Below are 16,088 nucleotides of genomic sequence, written 5' to 3'. Positions count from 1 at the left end.
TTTATTAAATAAAAAAGCCGCCTATATAAGGCGGCTTTTTTATTTAATAATAGAAAATTAAAGTGGGTTTTGGGTAACAACACCATTACTCACTATAATTTCTTCCTGTGGTATCAAAAACTGCCATCTTTTATCTCCCGCAGGAACCTGCAAAGTATTGTTTGCGTTAGTTGCTGTGTGATTACCACCTGTTCTGTCAAGAGGACTATTAGTACGTTTCAAATCGTAAAAACGGAATCCTTCGCCCCATAGCTCTATACGACGTTGGATCATGATTTCTTCAATTAAATCGCCATTTAATTTTGTTGACAAAGTGTAAGATGGATCGCGCGTAACAACTAGATTGTATAAAGCAGTTGCAGCCGCGGCATTATTTCCACTGCGAGCCTGAGCTTCAGCTTCAATCAAGTACATCTCAGCAGCTCTCATATACACAAAGTCACCTGTTGGTTGACTGGCATCAGTAGATCTGAATTTATTGCTTATGTAAGGATATCTGGTTCCTCCTGCGGGAATTGGAAATGCGGTGTTAGATACATTTGGCTCCCACAGCTTCTTGCGAACATCAGTATTTGTAATTTTATTATACAATACAGAAAAAATTGACTTAGGACTTGTCCTTGTTGCAGTTGAAGCATAATTTGATGATATATATGCAAAAAACGAATAGAAGTAGTTAGTTTGATCAGATGTCATACGTGATCCCCACATCCATTCCGGATTGCTGTAATCATTAAAGCCTGCCTGATATTGAGTTGCAGTCATCAAAGTAAAACCACTTCTGGCTTCTTGCGCAAACTTAATTGCATCAGCCCAATTTTGTTGAGTTAACGCTACACGCGCTTTAAAGCCTTTTGCCACATTAATATTAAACTGCGACTTATCTGTAGCTCTGTTGTAACCTTGTAAATTGGTTATGGCTTCATCTAGGTCCTTATTGATTTGAGCATAAACTTCTGCCACAGTGTTTCTTGGGGTTTTTGCGGTAGTTGGCTTTAACACTAAAGGTACACCAAGCCCACTGTTTGGCGCATTTGCAACATAACGTTCACCAAAAAGTTGAACCATTTGAAAATATGACCACGCTCTGTAAGCAAGGGCTTGACCTTTGATAAAATTTTTGTCAGCTTGCGGCCCTGCTGCATTATCAATATTTTCCAGAATCATGTTTGCGTTAGCAATGATCATGTAATAAAACGAGTAATGATACTCATTAACGGTACTTGTCGGAACACGATGTGTAGTCCACTGATATTCTGATCGGAAACCGGAGTTTGATGTGGTATTCAAAACCATATCTTCACCCATCATATCCATATAAATTTTATTTCCACTTTGCCCACCTTGTGGCTGTGAACCATAAATTTGCATATACAGGGTACGATGTATACCATTCAATGCCGCCCAAGCATTTTGAGTAGAGCTGAACGCATCTGCAGTAGAAACTTGATTGGTTGGATTAGTTTCCAAATATTCTTTGTTGCAAGAACTTGCCGCAACTATTATAGCCAAGCCTAAAACTGTGCGATTAAATATTTTTTTCATTGTTGTAATATTTTAAGTTACTTCAGATTAAAAACTCACGTTACAACCTAAAGATACAATACGGCTAAAATTATATGTATTATCATTCGTTCCGTTGAAGGTACCTGATACGTTCATGCCTTTTCTGGCACTGAAAAGCGCAAGGTTTTCACCACTAACAAATATATTAGCATTTTTTACCCCAACCTTGGTTAGCAAGCTTTTAGGAAGGCTGTAATTTAAATTCGCTGCATTCAATTGGAAGTAGCTTGCGCTTATTAGCCAACGTGTACTGGTAGCACCTCCTAAGTTAGCAAGATTACCTGCCTCCATACGAGGAACGTTGGTAATATCACCTGGCTTTTGCCAACGGTTTAAAATATCGGTAGCTAAAGCAGTACCATAATTTCCGCTATGCATAAGTTGTGCGTATTGAGTGTCATATGCAGTTCCTCCTAGCTGGAAGGTGAACTGAACATTTAGAGAGAAATTTTTATAGTTTACGGTGTGAGTCATCGCACCAGACACTTTAGGTATTGAAGACTTACCTACATATCTAAAGTTAGCTTCACCAATTTGCGTTGTAACGGTATCCTGACCTATAATGCGAGAATTTGCAGTTGTTGCGTTGGTTTTATATAATGCTGCACCAGTTTGAGGATCAACACCATAAAATTCACGCAAGTAATAATCATAACGTGAATGACCAGCACTGTAAGCTTTAGTACCATCTTGAACAAGTGGACTGCTCTCCGGCATTTTTGTTATTTGATTTTTGAAGTGGGTAAGATTTAAATTAACGTTATAGTTAAAATCTTTAGACCTTACGGCTTGTGCATTCAAATTCAACTCTACACCCTTATTGTACATTGAACCAATATTGGTAGGGATAGTAAAATTATTTGAAGTTGTAGTACCACCGTTTGCTAACGAAATCGGCACATCGAAAATTAAACCATCGGTTACGCGGTTGAAGTACTCAACACTACCGCTGATACGACCTGTAAAAGCTGTGAAATCAATGCCGATATCAAAGTTTTTAGATGTTTCCCACTTTAAATCATAGTTAGGTAATGATGCTTGGGTAAATCCTGGCTGAGTATAGTTATTTCTACCCAAGGTGTATAACGCCTGATAAGGGAACAGACCAATATCAGCATTACCCAATACGCCGTATGAAGATCTCAACTTCAATTGATCAAGCCAGCTTACTTTAAAGAAGTCTTCATTATGCAAATTCCAACCTAAGCCAACTGACCAAAAGTTTTGCCATCTGTTATCAGGAGCTACTTTTGAGTTACCGTCTCTTCTTAAGCTTGCGCTCAATAAATACTTTTCATCGAAATTGTAATTCAATCGAGATAAATAACTTTCAATAGTCGAATTATCTTCTCTTGACGAAGGCGTACCTAAAATGGTAGCAAAGTTTGGCAATTCAGTAATACCTGCTACAATAAATCCTCCCTTGGCTGCTGATAAAATGTTATACTTATAAGCATAGTTTTCATGACCAGCAAGTGCATCAATATGATGTTTACCAAAATTTTTGCTGTATTCTAACAATTGGTTGAAGGTATACGAAGTGGTACGCCAAAAATCATGATATGCTCTTGCGTTAGGTGCACCGTCACCAACAATAGGGTTATCATAAGTACGCTGATGGCTGTCTTGTAAGTCGAAAGCTATATTGGTAGTTAATTTTAAATCTTTATAAAAATTAATTGTAGCATAAGCACGGCTATTTATAGCGCCACGAACTAAGTTTTGCTGATCTGTAAGATTTTCAAATATTGTATGTCTGTTTTGTGAGAATGGACGGGATGTACCAAAGTCAAACAACGGTTGTCCGTCTTGTCCAAGAATAAATCCTCCATTAGCGTCATGAGCATAAACAGGATATATTGGCGCTATAAAACGAGATATGTAAAACGGATTTACAACAGATGTTCCACCGTCACCTACGTTATCAAAACGTTCTTTAGTATATGACCCTGTTAAATTCATACCTGTTTTAAACCATTTAAGTGGTTGAGTATTTACATTCAAACGGCCGTTATATCTTTCAAGATTTGAATTTATCAGGTATCCTTCTTCTTTAGTATAACCAAATGATCCGAAGTAATCTGATTTATCAGCACCGCCAGAATAGGTCATATTATAATTTTGTCTTGACTTACCTCCTTTGGCTGCCTCCTTTGCCCAATCTAGGTCACCAGGGTAAAGTAAACTGGCATTAGGATTTATTTTACCATCAACTCCCACAATTTGATTATCAGCAACATTGAATGGATTATATCCTAAATTTGATTTGATACCTGAATAGGTATTTCCATTATAAGAAGTGGTTAATCCAGATGCAATGCTGTTTGCGATATCAATGGGAACGGGATTGCTGGTTGAGAACACCATTGCATTTCTCTGCGCTTCCCACATTAATGGGTAATATTGATAAGCATCAACTCTGTCATACTCGGGCAAACCTCTGCTAAGCCAGCCTCTGTTTGCCTTAAAAGTAAGTGTAGGTTTGCCTGCTTTACCTTTTTTGGTGGTAATTTGAACAACACCGTTACCTGCTCTAGAACCATATAAAGCTGTTGTGGCTGCATCTTTAAGTACTGAAACTGCTTCAACGTCATCAGGGTTAATTGTAGCAATTGTTCCATCATATACAGCACCGTCAACAATAATCAGAGCACCAGAACCAGCGTTGATTGATCCAAAACCTCTGATGCGAATTGCAGGACTTGATCCAGGCGCACCACTGGCAACAGTAGTTGAAATACCCGGACCCGCTCCAACAACTGAACTAAGCACGTTAGTTATAGGGCGCTTTTCAAAATCTGCAGCGTTTACCTGCGCAGTTGAACCTGTAAAAGTATTTTTGTTTGCAGTACCATACGATACTACCAATACTTCATTAAGTTGATTTAACGTTGGATTAAGTGCAATGTTCAAGTTTCCGTTAGCAGAAACTTCTTGATTAGCATAACCAATAAATGTAATAACAAGTGTTGCATTGCGAGGAACGTTTATAGAGAACTTACCATCGGCGTTAGTTTGAGTCCCGATATTTGTGCCCTTAACATTTACACTTACACCTGCTAATGGGAGTCCGTCATCTTTACCGGTTACTCTACCGGAAACTGACTGGTTTTGAGCATATGCCCCTATTGAGCACAAGACACACAAAACCCAGAAGAATTTGAGTAAAATTTTCTTCATTTGTTAATTGTTTGAGTTAATAAATAGTTTTCAAAAGTGAAAATTATAAATTCAATTCGATAAATCATAGAAATATTGAAGATATTTTTAAAAAAAGTGTCTTTTTTTAAAAATCGTAGAATTTTAAAGCACTATTTGCCCAATCAGCTCCAATATTGTGTAAGTAAATACCCAAATTATAAATGTTTAATTAAAAAAGCGGATAGTTAACACTACCCGCTTTCAAATTTTGAACAAGAAAGTCTATTGTAATAAAAATGTGATACTAAACGCTACTTAAAATAAAGAAATACCGAATTACATACGTTCCGGGACCTCAATTCCTAACATTTGCATGCTTTTTGACAGGATTTGTGCTGTTTTTTTTGATAATCCACCTCGGAAATAGACTAAATTTTGAGATTCGGCTTGTAATACTGAATGCTCGTGATAAAATTTATTATAGGTTTTAGCTAATTCATAAGCATAATTAGCAACTGCAGACGGATTATATTCCTTTGCAGCTTGTGATATAACATCAATAAACTGCGACTGCAAAATAATGAGGTCTCTTTCCTCATTTTGCAATGAGTCTGGGAGCAAAATTTCTGATCCAGCATTTTGAATTTTGCTGAGTACCGACTTTATGCGTGCATGAGTATATTGAATAAACGGACCGGTATGCCCTTGAAAGTCTACAGACTCATTAGGATCAAATAACAAACGCTTCTTAGGATCAACTTTTAAAAGGAAATATTTTAAAGCACCCATACCTATTATATGATATAAGTGCTGCTTGTCCGCTTCTGCTAAGTCGCCTGTTTTCCCTAGCGCTTCGGTCTGCTCTTTAGCAGTACGCTCCATTTCAGCAATTAAGTCATCAGCATCAACCACGGTACCTTCTCTTGACTTCATTTTGCCAGATGGAAGATCAACCATGCCGTATGAAAGATGGTACAGTCCGTTTGCCCAAGCTTTGCCAAGCTTTTGCAAAATCAGGAAAAGCACTTTAAAATGATAGTCTTGCTCGTTACCTACAACATATATCGACTCATTCATTCCAAAGTCATCGTACTTGAGTTGGGCAGTGCCTAAATCCTGCGTTATATATACAGAGGTACCGTCGGCACGAAGAACTAGTTTTTGGTCAAGGCCGTCTTCAGTTAAATCAATCCATACCGAACCATCTTCCTTTTTAAAGAACACGCCTTTTGCAAGTCCTTCCTCAATAATATCTTTACCTAGTAAATAGGTATTGCTTTCGTAATAGTATTTATCAAAATCAACGCCCAGTTTTTTGTATGTTTTGCTAAAACCTTCATAAACCCAGGTATTCATGGTCTTCCAAAGCTCAATCACCTCTTCATCGCCTGCTTCCCACTTTTGTAGCATTTGTTGGGCTTGTAAAATAAGTGGCGCCTGCTTTTTGGCTTCTTCCTCAGTTTTTCCTTCTTCTTTAAGCTGATCTATCTGTTTTTTATATTCCTTATCAAAAACCACGTAATACTTCCCAACCAAATGATCACCCTTCATTCCGGCTGACTCTGGTGTTTCTCCATTACCAAATAGCTGCCAGGCCAGCATCGACTTACATATATGTATACCTCTATCGTTAACCAAATTAGTTTTGATTACCTCGTAACCCGCAGCCTGTAGTATTGCAGCTACTGAGTAACCTAACAAGTTGTTACGCACATGCCCCAAGTGCAATGGCTTGTTTGTATTTGGAGATGAATACTCCACCATCACCTTTTTGCCGTTAGCCGGCAATGTTCCGAAGTTTTCATTTTCATATATTCCTTTGAATACATTAAGCCAAAAGCTATCCGCAATTGAAATATTCAAGAAACCTTTAATAATGTTAAAACCTGCCACCTCAGGTACGTTAGCTTGCAGGTACTCGCCAATTTCCTGGCCGGTTTGCTCAGGCCCCTTGCGCGATACTTTGGTAAACGGGAAGGTTACTATCGTTATCTGCCCTTCAAACTCTTTGCGTGTTTGTTGCAGGTTTACATCCTGTGCGGTTATAGTTGCGTTATATAAATGCTCAACAGCTTTTACGGTGGCGTTGGTAATGAAGTCCATCGCGCAAAATTAATTAAATTGGCTTAACCTCATGCCTATATTTAAATTCATTATATTGAATAACTTTGAAGTTTACAATTACTTATGACACTACTATCAAACAAACTGAATATTAATGTTACGTCTGAAATAGGAACTCTTAAAGCATTACTCATTCATAGTCCTGATAGCGGTTTGGGTAAGGTAGTGCCATCAAAGGCGCAAGATTGGCTTTTTGAAGACATTGTTCATTTAGATACCATGCGCAGCAATGAGTATGATTACTATATAAAACTGTTACTCTACTTTTTAGATGCCGACAAAATCAAGGGTCGCCTTGCCCAAATTGATGCTGTGGAAAGCGACCGGACTTTTTACAAACCCGATCACGAAGACTTTTACGCATCGGATAGAGTTATAGAAATACAAACCCTGTTGGCTGATATTCTGCAAGATAGTGTTATTCGAGAAAAACTTACTGCATCTGTTTGTGCTATTGAGAGCTGCAATTACAGGCTACAGGAGAAGTTAAATAAGATTTCACCTGTTGAACTTGCTAAAATATTTATTTCGGGAGCGCTTGATAAGGACAATATGATATTTGCGCCCATACCCAATCTCATTTTCTCGCGCGACATTGGCATCACCATCAATAACCATATACTGATAAATAAGCCCGCAAAAAAAGCCCGCTCACGCGAGACACTGCTTGCCAGATATATATTATTTAATCATCCCATTTTTGAAAATCATCGCAATAATATTTTGGAGATAGCCGATCCCATCCAGCATTTTTTACGTCCCGGCAAAGATCAGGATGAGAAAACTACTTTGGAAGGTGGTGACGTAATGGTAGTAAGCCCAAATCACGTCATTATAGGCTGTAGTGAGCGCACATCGCTTAGCGGAGCTCAACAAGCCCTGAAGTTGTTGTTCGACCACAAAGTTATTGAAAAGGTAACTATACTTAAAATACCGCATAAGCGTGATTACATGCACATTGATACCGTGTTTACTCAAGTTAAACGGGACACTTGGGTAATTTTAGGTTCACTGGCAAAAAATGAAAGCAAAAAGGAATCGCAAGACCCTATCAATTACTTTGGCGAAAAGAAGCAAAAAGACAAGGTTGAAATTGTTCAATTTACTGTTGGTAAAAGCAAACCACGCACTTTTGATAGTATTGAAAGTTTACTTGACGACGTAAGTGTTAACGACTTAAAAAGCAATACCAAAACCAAGTTTATATACTCCGGGAATAACACTTTTCCTTTTGATGCGCGCGAGCAATGGACCGACTCATGCAACCTGTTAGCCTTGCGCGAGGGTGTGGTATTAGGTTATGATCGTAACGACAAAACCGTAGATGCATTTAAGCAAAACGGCTTCAAAATTGTAAAAGTAGCCGACCTGCTGCAAGACATGGAAAACGGAACTATAAACCCTCAGGAGATGCAGGATACGCTGATACTAATGCCATCGTCAGAATTATCACGCGCAAGAGGCGGTTTTCATTGTATGAGTTTGCCTTTGCTCAGAGATGAACTAGTATAATGTATTAGGAGCGTGAAAATAAGTCAGCATCTTTATGTTGCTGTATAAACACCTGTCTATACTGATTAAGTAAGCCTGATTTAGATACAAAGCCAATAAATTTACCATTACGGATAACAGGCAACTGCCATACATCCAAATGATCAAATACATTCATTACGCTGCTTACTGGCTGGTTATAACTGATCAGCGCCGGTGGGTCGACCATTATATCTTCAACTTTGGCATCGGGCTGTTTGGCTTTAAATAACTGCTTGCGTATTTCGTCCATCCATATTACGCCCTCAAGTTCTTTTTCGTCATTTAAAACAGCAAAAATATTGGCCGTACCGGTTGACAGTATGTTATAAAGTTCGGCAACCGGCATATCTCGCCTAAGTGCAACATATTGACGGTTTACCAAAGAATCGAGCCTCATTGTATTTAACATGCTGAAATCCTGATCAGGGTGTATGTCTTTTTCATGTATAAGCGTATGCCAGTAAGCATTATGCTTATTAAACAGCCGTGATATAATGTATGATATGGCCGAGACAATCATCAGGGGTATAAATAAAATATACCCACCTGTTATTTCGGCAATCAAAAATATAGCTGTTAACGGAGCATGCAACACGCCGCTTAAAGCTCCGGCCATGCCAACTGCTATAAAGTTACTGGTGTTTAAATGAATTAAACCCGTTTGATTTACACCGTAAGCCAATAGCAAGCCTAAAAATGCACCAGTAAACATGGTAGGTGCAAATGTACCGCCGTTACCACCAGAGCCCAAGGTTATACCCGCCGCCACAATTTTAATAAGTACAAGCGCAGCAATAAACAGCAACATTACCCACGGTTCAGATAACCAATCGGCATATAAAGATTCTTCTTTTAAAACATCAATATTGCCGTTTAATATAGCCTGCAGGTAATGATAACCTTCGCCTAAAAGCGGAGGGAATAACAATATCAGCACCCCTAACATAAGTCCACCGGCCAGGGCGCGGGTATATCTATTCAGTTTAGGCAGTATTCCCTTTTCTAAACCGTGGCCAACTTTATTAATGTACACAGCAATCAAACCACTTAATACCCCTAGTATAGCGTAAAATGGCAATGCCTTAACTAGCCATCCCTCGGTTACCAGGTGAAACAGCTGTTGTGAATTAAGCAGCTTTGCTACAACAACCCCTGTAGCTGATGCTATAAGCAGTGGTATAAAGGTTGGAATGGTTATCTCCCCTATCAATATCTCTAACGCAAAAAGCACTCCGGCTATTGGGCTGTTGAAAACAGCAGCAATACCCGCTGCCGAACCGGCTGCAAGTAAAACGGTTTTTTCGTACGTACTTAGCTTAAAAAATCGCCCGGCGTTGGAACCAATGGCCGCACCTGTAACTACAATTGGCGCCTCCAAACCTGATGATCCACCAAAACCCACAGTTAGCGAACTGCTTACCAAGTGTGCGTAAGCGTTATCATGCGGTACGTTAGCCTGATTCCGCTTAATGTTCATGAGTATGTTACCAATACCCTTTTGCATGCTGTCGCGGTTTATAAAATGCTGGTAAGCTACGGTTATTAGTATGCCTAAGGCAGGCAGCAATAAATAGCTATAATGATACGGGACCTGTGATGCCAGGTTTCGGCTCAACTCTTCCATAAAATGAACCAAAAACTTCAAAACTACTGCTGCTAAACCACCAAGTAACCCTACCAGCACACTGCAGTATATTAAAAAATTGCGTTGCGATGGCTGCCGGGTGCGCCAGTGGTTTACAATAACAAGTAGCTTTTTTATCATAGTTAAAGAATGCGAAGTAAGCAAAGTAACAAAATTTAAAACCCTAAGCCGTATATTTGACCATGATTTCTGAGCAAAGATACGATCAGCGCGGGGTATCAGCCTCTAAAGATGATGTGCACGCCGCTATCAAAAACATTGATAAAGGCCTTTATCCTAAAGCTTTTTGTAAAATAATACCCGATATATTAACCAACGACCCGGCGTACTGTAATATTATGCATGCCGATGGTGCAGGCACTAAGTCGTCACTGGCTTACGTGTACTGGAAACAAACCGGCGACCTTTCTGTTTGGCGAGGGATTGCGCAGGATGCCATTGTCATGAATCTTGATGATTTGCTTTGCGTTGGCGCTACAGATAACATCTTGCTGTCATCTACCATCGGCCGCAATAAAAACCTTATACCCGGCGAGGTTATTGCCGCCATTATAAACGGTACCGAGGAAATTTTGGAAGAGTTACGCAGCCACGGTATAGGCATTTACTCTACCGGAGGAGAAACTGCCGATGTGGGCGATTTGGTACGTACTGTTATTGTTGATTCTACCGTTACCTGCCGCTTAAAACGCGATGATGTAATATCGAATCATCGCATTAAACCCGGCAATGTGATTGTAGGCATGGCTTCATACGGTCAGGCCACTTATGAAAAAGAGTATAACGGTGGTATGGGTTCCAATGGCTTAACATCTGCCCGCCATGATGTGTTCAACAAAACCGTAGCGCAACAATTTCCTGAGAGTTTTGACCCTGCTGTGCCGGAAAGCCTTGTTTTTTCGGGTGGAAAAAACCTGACAGATGTAATTGATATTGGCAACGGGCAAACTGTTACCGCGGGCAAACTGGTGCTATCACCAACCCGTACATATGCACCGGTAATAAAAGCTATTTTAGATAAATACCGCAGCCAGATTGATGGTATGGTACATTGCAGTGGCGGTGCTCAAACCAAAGTGCTACACTTTGTTGATGATGTACATGTGGTAAAAGACAACCTTTTCCCTATCCCGCCGCTATTTAAACTTATACAGCAGGAATCAGGCACTGAGTGGCAGGAAATGTATAAGGTGTTCAATATGGGTCATCGTATGGAAGTTTACGTTTCTGAAGAAATTGCTGCCGACATTATCGATATCTCTCAAAGCTTCGGCATTGAAGCCAAAATCATAGGACGTGTTGAGGAAGGTAAAAAGCAAGTAACTGTAAAATCAGAATTTGGTGAATTTATTTATCACTAATTTATTGGTTAAAATATAAGCTATATACAAAGCTGCCTCTTAAACCAGGCAGCTTTTTTTGCGTCTAAATGCTTCAATTATCAAACAATACTGTTTGGATATGCTTATAATTTAACCAGTTACTCATAATATAACAAATATGAAAAGCTTAAAATATCTTATATTATTTACCACTGTACTTGGCTTTACGTTTAGCAGCAATGCGCAGGAGGCTGACAGCTTAAAGAAAGTAAAGCATGTACATAAAGACATGAAAGCGGAAGAGGTTAAACAATTACTTGATAGCAAAAGCTTTGTTTTTAAAGCTGAATATGCAAACCCCTTGGGCGGGCCGTATACCACCCTTAACGGCAGAATGTTTAACCTTTCGCCTGATGGAACAGGCCACATTTACCTGAATTATAATTACGACGTACGTATAAAGCCAGATTCGGTGATTGCTTTCCTTCCTTATTTCGGGCGTGCAACCATGGCCGTTCCTTATGGTACCAACAGCGATAATGGCGTGCAGTTTACTTCAACAAAATTTGAATACGGATCAAAAGTCGGCAAAAAGGGAAATACCACTATTACGATTAATCCAAAGGATGCAAGGTACACCAACCGCATGATTTTAGATGTTACAACCAGCGGCCGTGCAACGTTGCAGGTGCTTAGCAATAACAAAAATTCTATATCATACGACGGTTACATTGCCGAAAAGTAGCCGGTTGACCAACAATATTTACAAAGCCGCTGTTGAGTTTGTTAACAGCGGCTTTGTTGTTTAGCTAATCTTGCAACGCCTTATTTTAAACGATTATAAATTATTAAACAAGTGCTTTTGCACCTACAAATAATTGTATAATGCGTTACCTAATTATAATTAATCCTCACATAGTACCTAAATTGCTGGTATATAATTATGAAAGTTGAAGACGTACAGGCCCATGTAGCCAAAATAGATGTTAACATGCTCGAAATTGAGCTTCGGGCTGTTGTAAGCGGCGAAGTAAGGTTTGATAATGGCAGCCGTGCAACTTATTCTACCGATGGCTCAAACTACAGGCAAATTCCAATAGGCGTTGTACTACCCAAAACGCGTGAAGATATCATCGATACGGTTGCGATATGTAATAAATATAAAGCGCCTGTACTATCACGCGGTGGTGGCACCAGCTTAGCCGGCCAGTGCTGCAACATTGCGGTAGTAATGGATATGACCAAATACTTTAACAGCATTTTAAGTGTTGATAAAGAAAAAATGGAAGCCAAGGTAGAGTCGGGTATCGTACTGGATGAGTTACGCAAAGTAACTGAAAAAGAGGGCATAACATTTGGTCCTGATCCGGCTACGCATAATCATTGCGCGCTGGGCGGCATGTTGGGTAATAACTCATGTGGTACACACTCTATAATGGCTCAAAATGCCGGCCGGGGTTCGCGTACGTCTGATAATACCGAGCGCCTTACCGTGCTTACCTATGATGGGTTGGTGCTTGATGTTGGCCCTACCACCGAGGAAGAGTTGGAACAGATAATCAGTGAGGGCGGTCGTAAAGGTGATATTTATAAACGATTAAAGGATATACGCGACAAGTATGCAGATTTGATACGTGCGCGGTTCCCCAATATTCCACGGCGTGTATCGGGTTATAATATTGATGAGCTGTTACCTGAAAACGGTTTTAACGTTGCGAGGGCGCTTGTTGGTACCGAGGGCACCTGCGTAACTATATTAGATGCTACGCTTAATCTTATACCCCGCCCCAAATATCGTGCACTACTGGTTTTAGGCTATCCTACCATTTATGAAGCCGGGAAACACTCTAGTCATATACGCGAAATGAAGCCTATTGCTATTGAGGCAATTGATGATAAGCTGATCATCTTTATGCATAAAAAGGGTTTGCGCGTAGATGATTTAACCCTTTTACCTCCGGGCAAAGGATGGTTATTGGTTGAATTTGACGGTCATAGCCAGCAAGAAGCCGACAACAAGGCCGTTGAGGTAATGAAGCGTTTGGAGGCCGAGGGCGATTGCCCTCAAATGCAATTATTTTATGATTTGGGTCAAGCTCAAAAAATATGGGAGATACGCAAAGCCGGCTTAGGTGCTACGGCATTTGTACCAGGCATGGCCGATACTTGGGAAGGTTGGGAAGACGCTGCCGTGCACCCCGACCATGTAGGACCCTATCTTGAGGATTTTTATAAGCTGATGGATAAGTACCAATATGACGGTGCTCTTTACGGCCACTTTGGCGATGGTTGCATGCATACACGCATCAACTTTGACTTTTCATCAGAAGAGGGATTAGAGAAATACCGCAACTTTACTGTTGAGGCTACTGAACTGGTACTGAAATATGGTGGTTCACTTTCAGGTGAACACGGCGACGGACAATCACGTGCCGACCTTTTAGAAATGATGTTTGGTGAAGAGCTTATGCAGGCTTTTCGTGAGTTTAAAGAAATATGGGATCCGGAGTGGAAAATGAACCCGGGTAAGGTGATTGACCCTTACGGACAAACAAGCAATTTACGCTTGGGTCCCGATTATAATCCGCCCAAACTAAAAACGCACTTCAGCTTTCCAGAGGATGGCGGCAGCTTTGCACACGCTACCATACGGTGTGTGGGCGTAGGCGAATGCCGTAAACACGAAGGTGGCACCATGTGCCCCAGCTTTATGGCTACACGCGAAGAACAGCATTCAACACGTGGCCGATCAAGGTTATTGTTTGAAATGCTGGAAGGCGATGTTATTACCAAAGGCTGGAAAAGCGAAGAGGTTAAAGAAGCGCTTGACCTTTGCCTGGCATGTAAGGGCTGTAAAAGTGATTGCCCGGTAAACGTGGATATGGCGACTTATAAAGCCGAGTTTTTATCACATTATTATGAAGGTAAAATGCGTCCACGATCAGCTTATGCCTTTGGTTGGATTTACTGGTGGACACGCCTGGCTTCATTAGCGCCGGAAGTTGCTAACTTTTTTACCAGCAACCCGTTCACAGCAAAAATTGCTAAAAAAATGGCGGGCGTTACTCAAAAACGTGACATACCGCAGTTTGCTAAATTCAATTTCAGAGACTGGTTTTATAAGCAACCGCGTAAAAACATCAACAAAACGCAGGTTATTTTATGGGCCGATACCTTTAACAATTATTTCAAACCTGATACACTGGTTGCCGCTAAGGATGTACTTGAGGCTGCAGGTTTCAAAGTGATTGTGCCTAAGCAAATACTTTGCTGCGGCAGGCCTCTTTATGACTTCGGTATGCTTGACACCGCCAAGCGACTATTAAAAGATATTTTAAGCAGCCTAAAAGAGGAAATTAAGCAAGGTATACCTATTGTTGGGCTGGAGCCGAGCTGTGTAGCTGTATTCAGAGACGAAATGACCAGCTTACTGCCCGACCGTGATGATGCCAAGCATTTGCGCAATCAGGTGTTTACAATATCTGAGTTTTTGGTTAAGTATGCGCCCGATTTCGAAGTACCGCAGTTAAACAAGAAAGCGATAGTGCACACACACTGCCATCACAAGGCTATTATGAAAACTGAGGCCGATAGCAAAACGTTAGACAAAACCGGTCTTGACTATGAGCACCTGAAAACAGGCTGCTGTGGCATGGCTGGTTACTTCGGCTATGAAGAAGGCGCTCATTATGACGTTGGCCTAGCTGTAGGCGAGCAGGTGTTGCTTCCATCAGTTCGTGAAGCTGCAAAAGAAACCCTGGTTATAACCGACGGGTTCAGTTGCCGGGAGCAAATAGAACAAGGCACCGACCGCGAGGCCCTACACACTGCACAAGTACTGCAAATGGCGCTTAAGCAGCAAGGGCACAATAGAAATGAGGCTTATCCGGAAAAACCTTACACGGTTAAACCACATATACCAAGAGGAACCTTAAAACGATATGCACTGTTAGGGGGTGTTACCCTAGCTGTTGCAGCTACGATAACTGCATTTATAAAACTCAGAAAGTAGTACTTGAAAATAAGGCTGAACAACGCATTTGTTCAGCCTTATTTAATTACAATACGTTTTTGAGAACGTTCCAAACATTATCTGCTACAATTTTAGCACCATCGGGGTTAGGGTGAATACCATCATCCTGATTGAGTTTTGCTATCCCCCCTACGTCTTCCAGTAAAAAAGGTATCAAAGTCATCTTGTTCTTATCGGCCAATTTTGTAAACACAGCCTTAAATCTGTTAGCATAATCGGCCCCCATACTTGGCGGAACTTGCATGCCAGCCATTACCAACTTAGCTTCGGGGTACTTCGCCTTCACTTTATCAATAATAAACTGCAGGTTACGGGTTGTTTCACTTACCGGCATACCACGCAAACCATCATTGGCTCCCAGCTCAAGTACAAAAACATCTATTTTTTGCTTCAATACCCAATCAATACGGGTTCGCCCCCCCGCGCTGGTTTCACCGCTATTACCTGCATTGATGACTGTATACGGCAACTTTTCACTGTTTATCTTTTGCTGAATAATGCTTGGGTAAGAATCTGTGGCCGGATCGTCCAACCCGTAGCCTGCAGTTAAGCTGTCGCCAAAAAACAATACTGTTTTAGTGGGTTTGCTCTTGGCGCTGTCATTCATACTGTCTGCAGTAGCCGTGGAATCAGCCTGTTTGGTGCTCGTGCCGCTTTCGCAGGCTGTAAAGCTTAAAAGGCTTAAAGAAGCTAGTAAGGCAACAAACGTTTGCTTGCTCATAGT

Annotated in this window: 9 protein-coding genes; 4 read left to right on the top strand and 5 right to left on the bottom strand. The window is 40.7% G+C overall.

Features of this window, described 5'->3' with window-relative positions:
* Positions 1-57: 57 nt before the first annotated feature.
* The 3 genes from QZ407_RS00365 to argS form a co-directional block, all read right to left on the bottom strand.
* Positions 58-1,545 carry a RagB/SusD family nutrient uptake outer membrane protein gene (locus tag QZ407_RS00365; RefSeq protein WP_295767078.1) on the bottom strand — a complete coding sequence of 496 codons (1,488 nt, stop codon included), beginning with the start codon at positions 1,543-1,545 and terminating at the stop codon, positions 58-60.
* 27 nt (positions 1,546-1,572) lie between these two features.
* Positions 1,573-4,746 carry a SusC/RagA family TonB-linked outer membrane protein gene (locus tag QZ407_RS00360; RefSeq protein ID WP_295767077.1) on the bottom strand — a complete coding sequence of 1,058 codons (3,174 nt, stop codon included), beginning with the start codon at positions 4,744-4,746 and terminating at the stop codon, positions 1,573-1,575.
* Positions 4,747-5,043: 297 nt separating this feature from the next.
* Positions 5,044-6,810 (bottom strand): arginine--tRNA ligase, encoded by a 1,767-nt coding sequence (gene argS, locus QZ407_RS00355; RefSeq protein ID WP_295767076.1) that lies wholly within the window; start codon positions 6,808-6,810, stop codon positions 5,044-5,046.
* Between the two features lie 84 nt (positions 6,811-6,894).
* Between argS and QZ407_RS00350 the strand changes: the two genes are divergently transcribed.
* Positions 6,895-8,343 (top strand): arginine deiminase family protein, encoded by a 1,449-nt coding sequence (locus QZ407_RS00350; protein ID WP_295767075.1) that lies wholly within the window; start codon positions 6,895-6,897, stop codon positions 8,341-8,343.
* A gap of 4 nt (positions 8,344-8,347) precedes the next feature.
* On the opposite strand, the gene QZ407_RS00345 is transcribed toward QZ407_RS00350, so the two are convergent.
* The gene (locus QZ407_RS00345; RefSeq protein WP_295767074.1) at positions 8,348-10,129 is read right to left on the bottom strand and encodes a chloride channel protein; all 1,782 of its coding nucleotides are present in this window, start codon (positions 10,127-10,129) and stop codon (positions 8,348-8,350) included.
* A 62-nt stretch (positions 10,130-10,191) separates the two neighbouring features.
* Here QZ407_RS00345 and QZ407_RS00340 point away from each other — a divergent pair, with 62 nt between their 5' ends.
* The 3 genes from QZ407_RS00340 to QZ407_RS00330 all read left to right on the top strand — a co-directional run bounded on the left by QZ407_RS00340 (position 10,192) and on the right by QZ407_RS00330 (position 15,343).
* On the top strand, positions 10,192-11,370 hold the full coding sequence (locus QZ407_RS00340) for an AIR synthase related protein (RefSeq protein ID WP_295767239.1): 1,179 nt from the start codon (positions 10,192-10,194) through the stop codon (positions 11,368-11,370).
* Between the two features lie 139 nt (positions 11,371-11,509).
* Positions 11,510-12,076 carry a DUF4251 domain-containing protein gene (locus QZ407_RS00335; RefSeq protein ID WP_295767073.1) on the top strand — a complete coding sequence of 189 codons (567 nt, stop codon included), beginning with the start codon at positions 11,510-11,512 and terminating at the stop codon, positions 12,074-12,076.
* 198 nt (positions 12,077-12,274) lie between these two features.
* Positions 12,275-15,343: an FAD-binding and (Fe-S)-binding domain-containing protein gene (locus tag QZ407_RS00330; protein WP_295767072.1), complete on the top strand. Its 3,069-nt coding sequence runs from the start codon at positions 12,275-12,277 to the stop codon at positions 15,341-15,343.
* Positions 15,344-15,389: 46 nt separating this feature from the next.
* Here QZ407_RS00330 and QZ407_RS00325 read toward each other — a convergent pair whose 3' ends face one another.
* Entirely contained in the window at positions 15,390-16,085 is a 696-nt protein-coding gene (locus tag QZ407_RS00325; protein WP_295767071.1) for an arylesterase, read from the bottom strand.
* Positions 16,086-16,088 lie beyond the last annotated feature (3 nt).

The organism is uncultured Mucilaginibacter sp. (assembly GCF_913773635.1).
Lineage (GTDB): Bacteria > Bacteroidota > Bacteroidia > Sphingobacteriales > Sphingobacteriaceae > Mucilaginibacter.
This window is presented reverse-complemented; position numbering and strand designations above follow the sequence as displayed.

Coding starts and splice junctions, on each gene's coding strand:
- QZ407_RS00365 (WP_295767078.1), bottom strand. CDS start 1,545: ATGAAAAAAATATTTAATCGCACAGTTTTAGGCTTGGCTATAATAGTT.
- QZ407_RS00345 (WP_295767074.1), bottom strand. CDS start 10,129: ATGATAAAAAAGCTACTTGTTATTGTAAACCACTGGCGCACCCGGCAG.
- QZ407_RS00340 (WP_295767239.1), top strand. CDS start 10,192: ATGATTTCTGAGCAAAGATACGATCAGCGCGGGGTATCAGCCTCTAAA.
- QZ407_RS00360 (WP_295767077.1), bottom strand. CDS start 4,746: ATGAAGAAAATTTTACTCAAATTCTTCTGGGTTTTGTGTGTCTTGTGC.
- QZ407_RS00325 (WP_295767071.1), bottom strand. CDS start 16,085: ATGAGCAAGCAAACGTTTGTTGCCTTACTAGCTTCTTTAAGCCTTTTA.
- QZ407_RS00350 (WP_295767075.1), top strand. CDS start 6,895: ATGACACTACTATCAAACAAACTGAATATTAATGTTACGTCTGAAATA.
- argS (WP_295767076.1), bottom strand. CDS start 6,810: ATGGACTTCATTACCAACGCCACCGTAAAAGCTGTTGAGCATTTATAT.
- QZ407_RS00335 (WP_295767073.1), top strand. CDS start 11,510: ATGAAAAGCTTAAAATATCTTATATTATTTACCACTGTACTTGGCTTT.
- QZ407_RS00330 (WP_295767072.1), top strand. CDS start 12,275: ATGAAAGTTGAAGACGTACAGGCCCATGTAGCCAAAATAGATGTTAAC.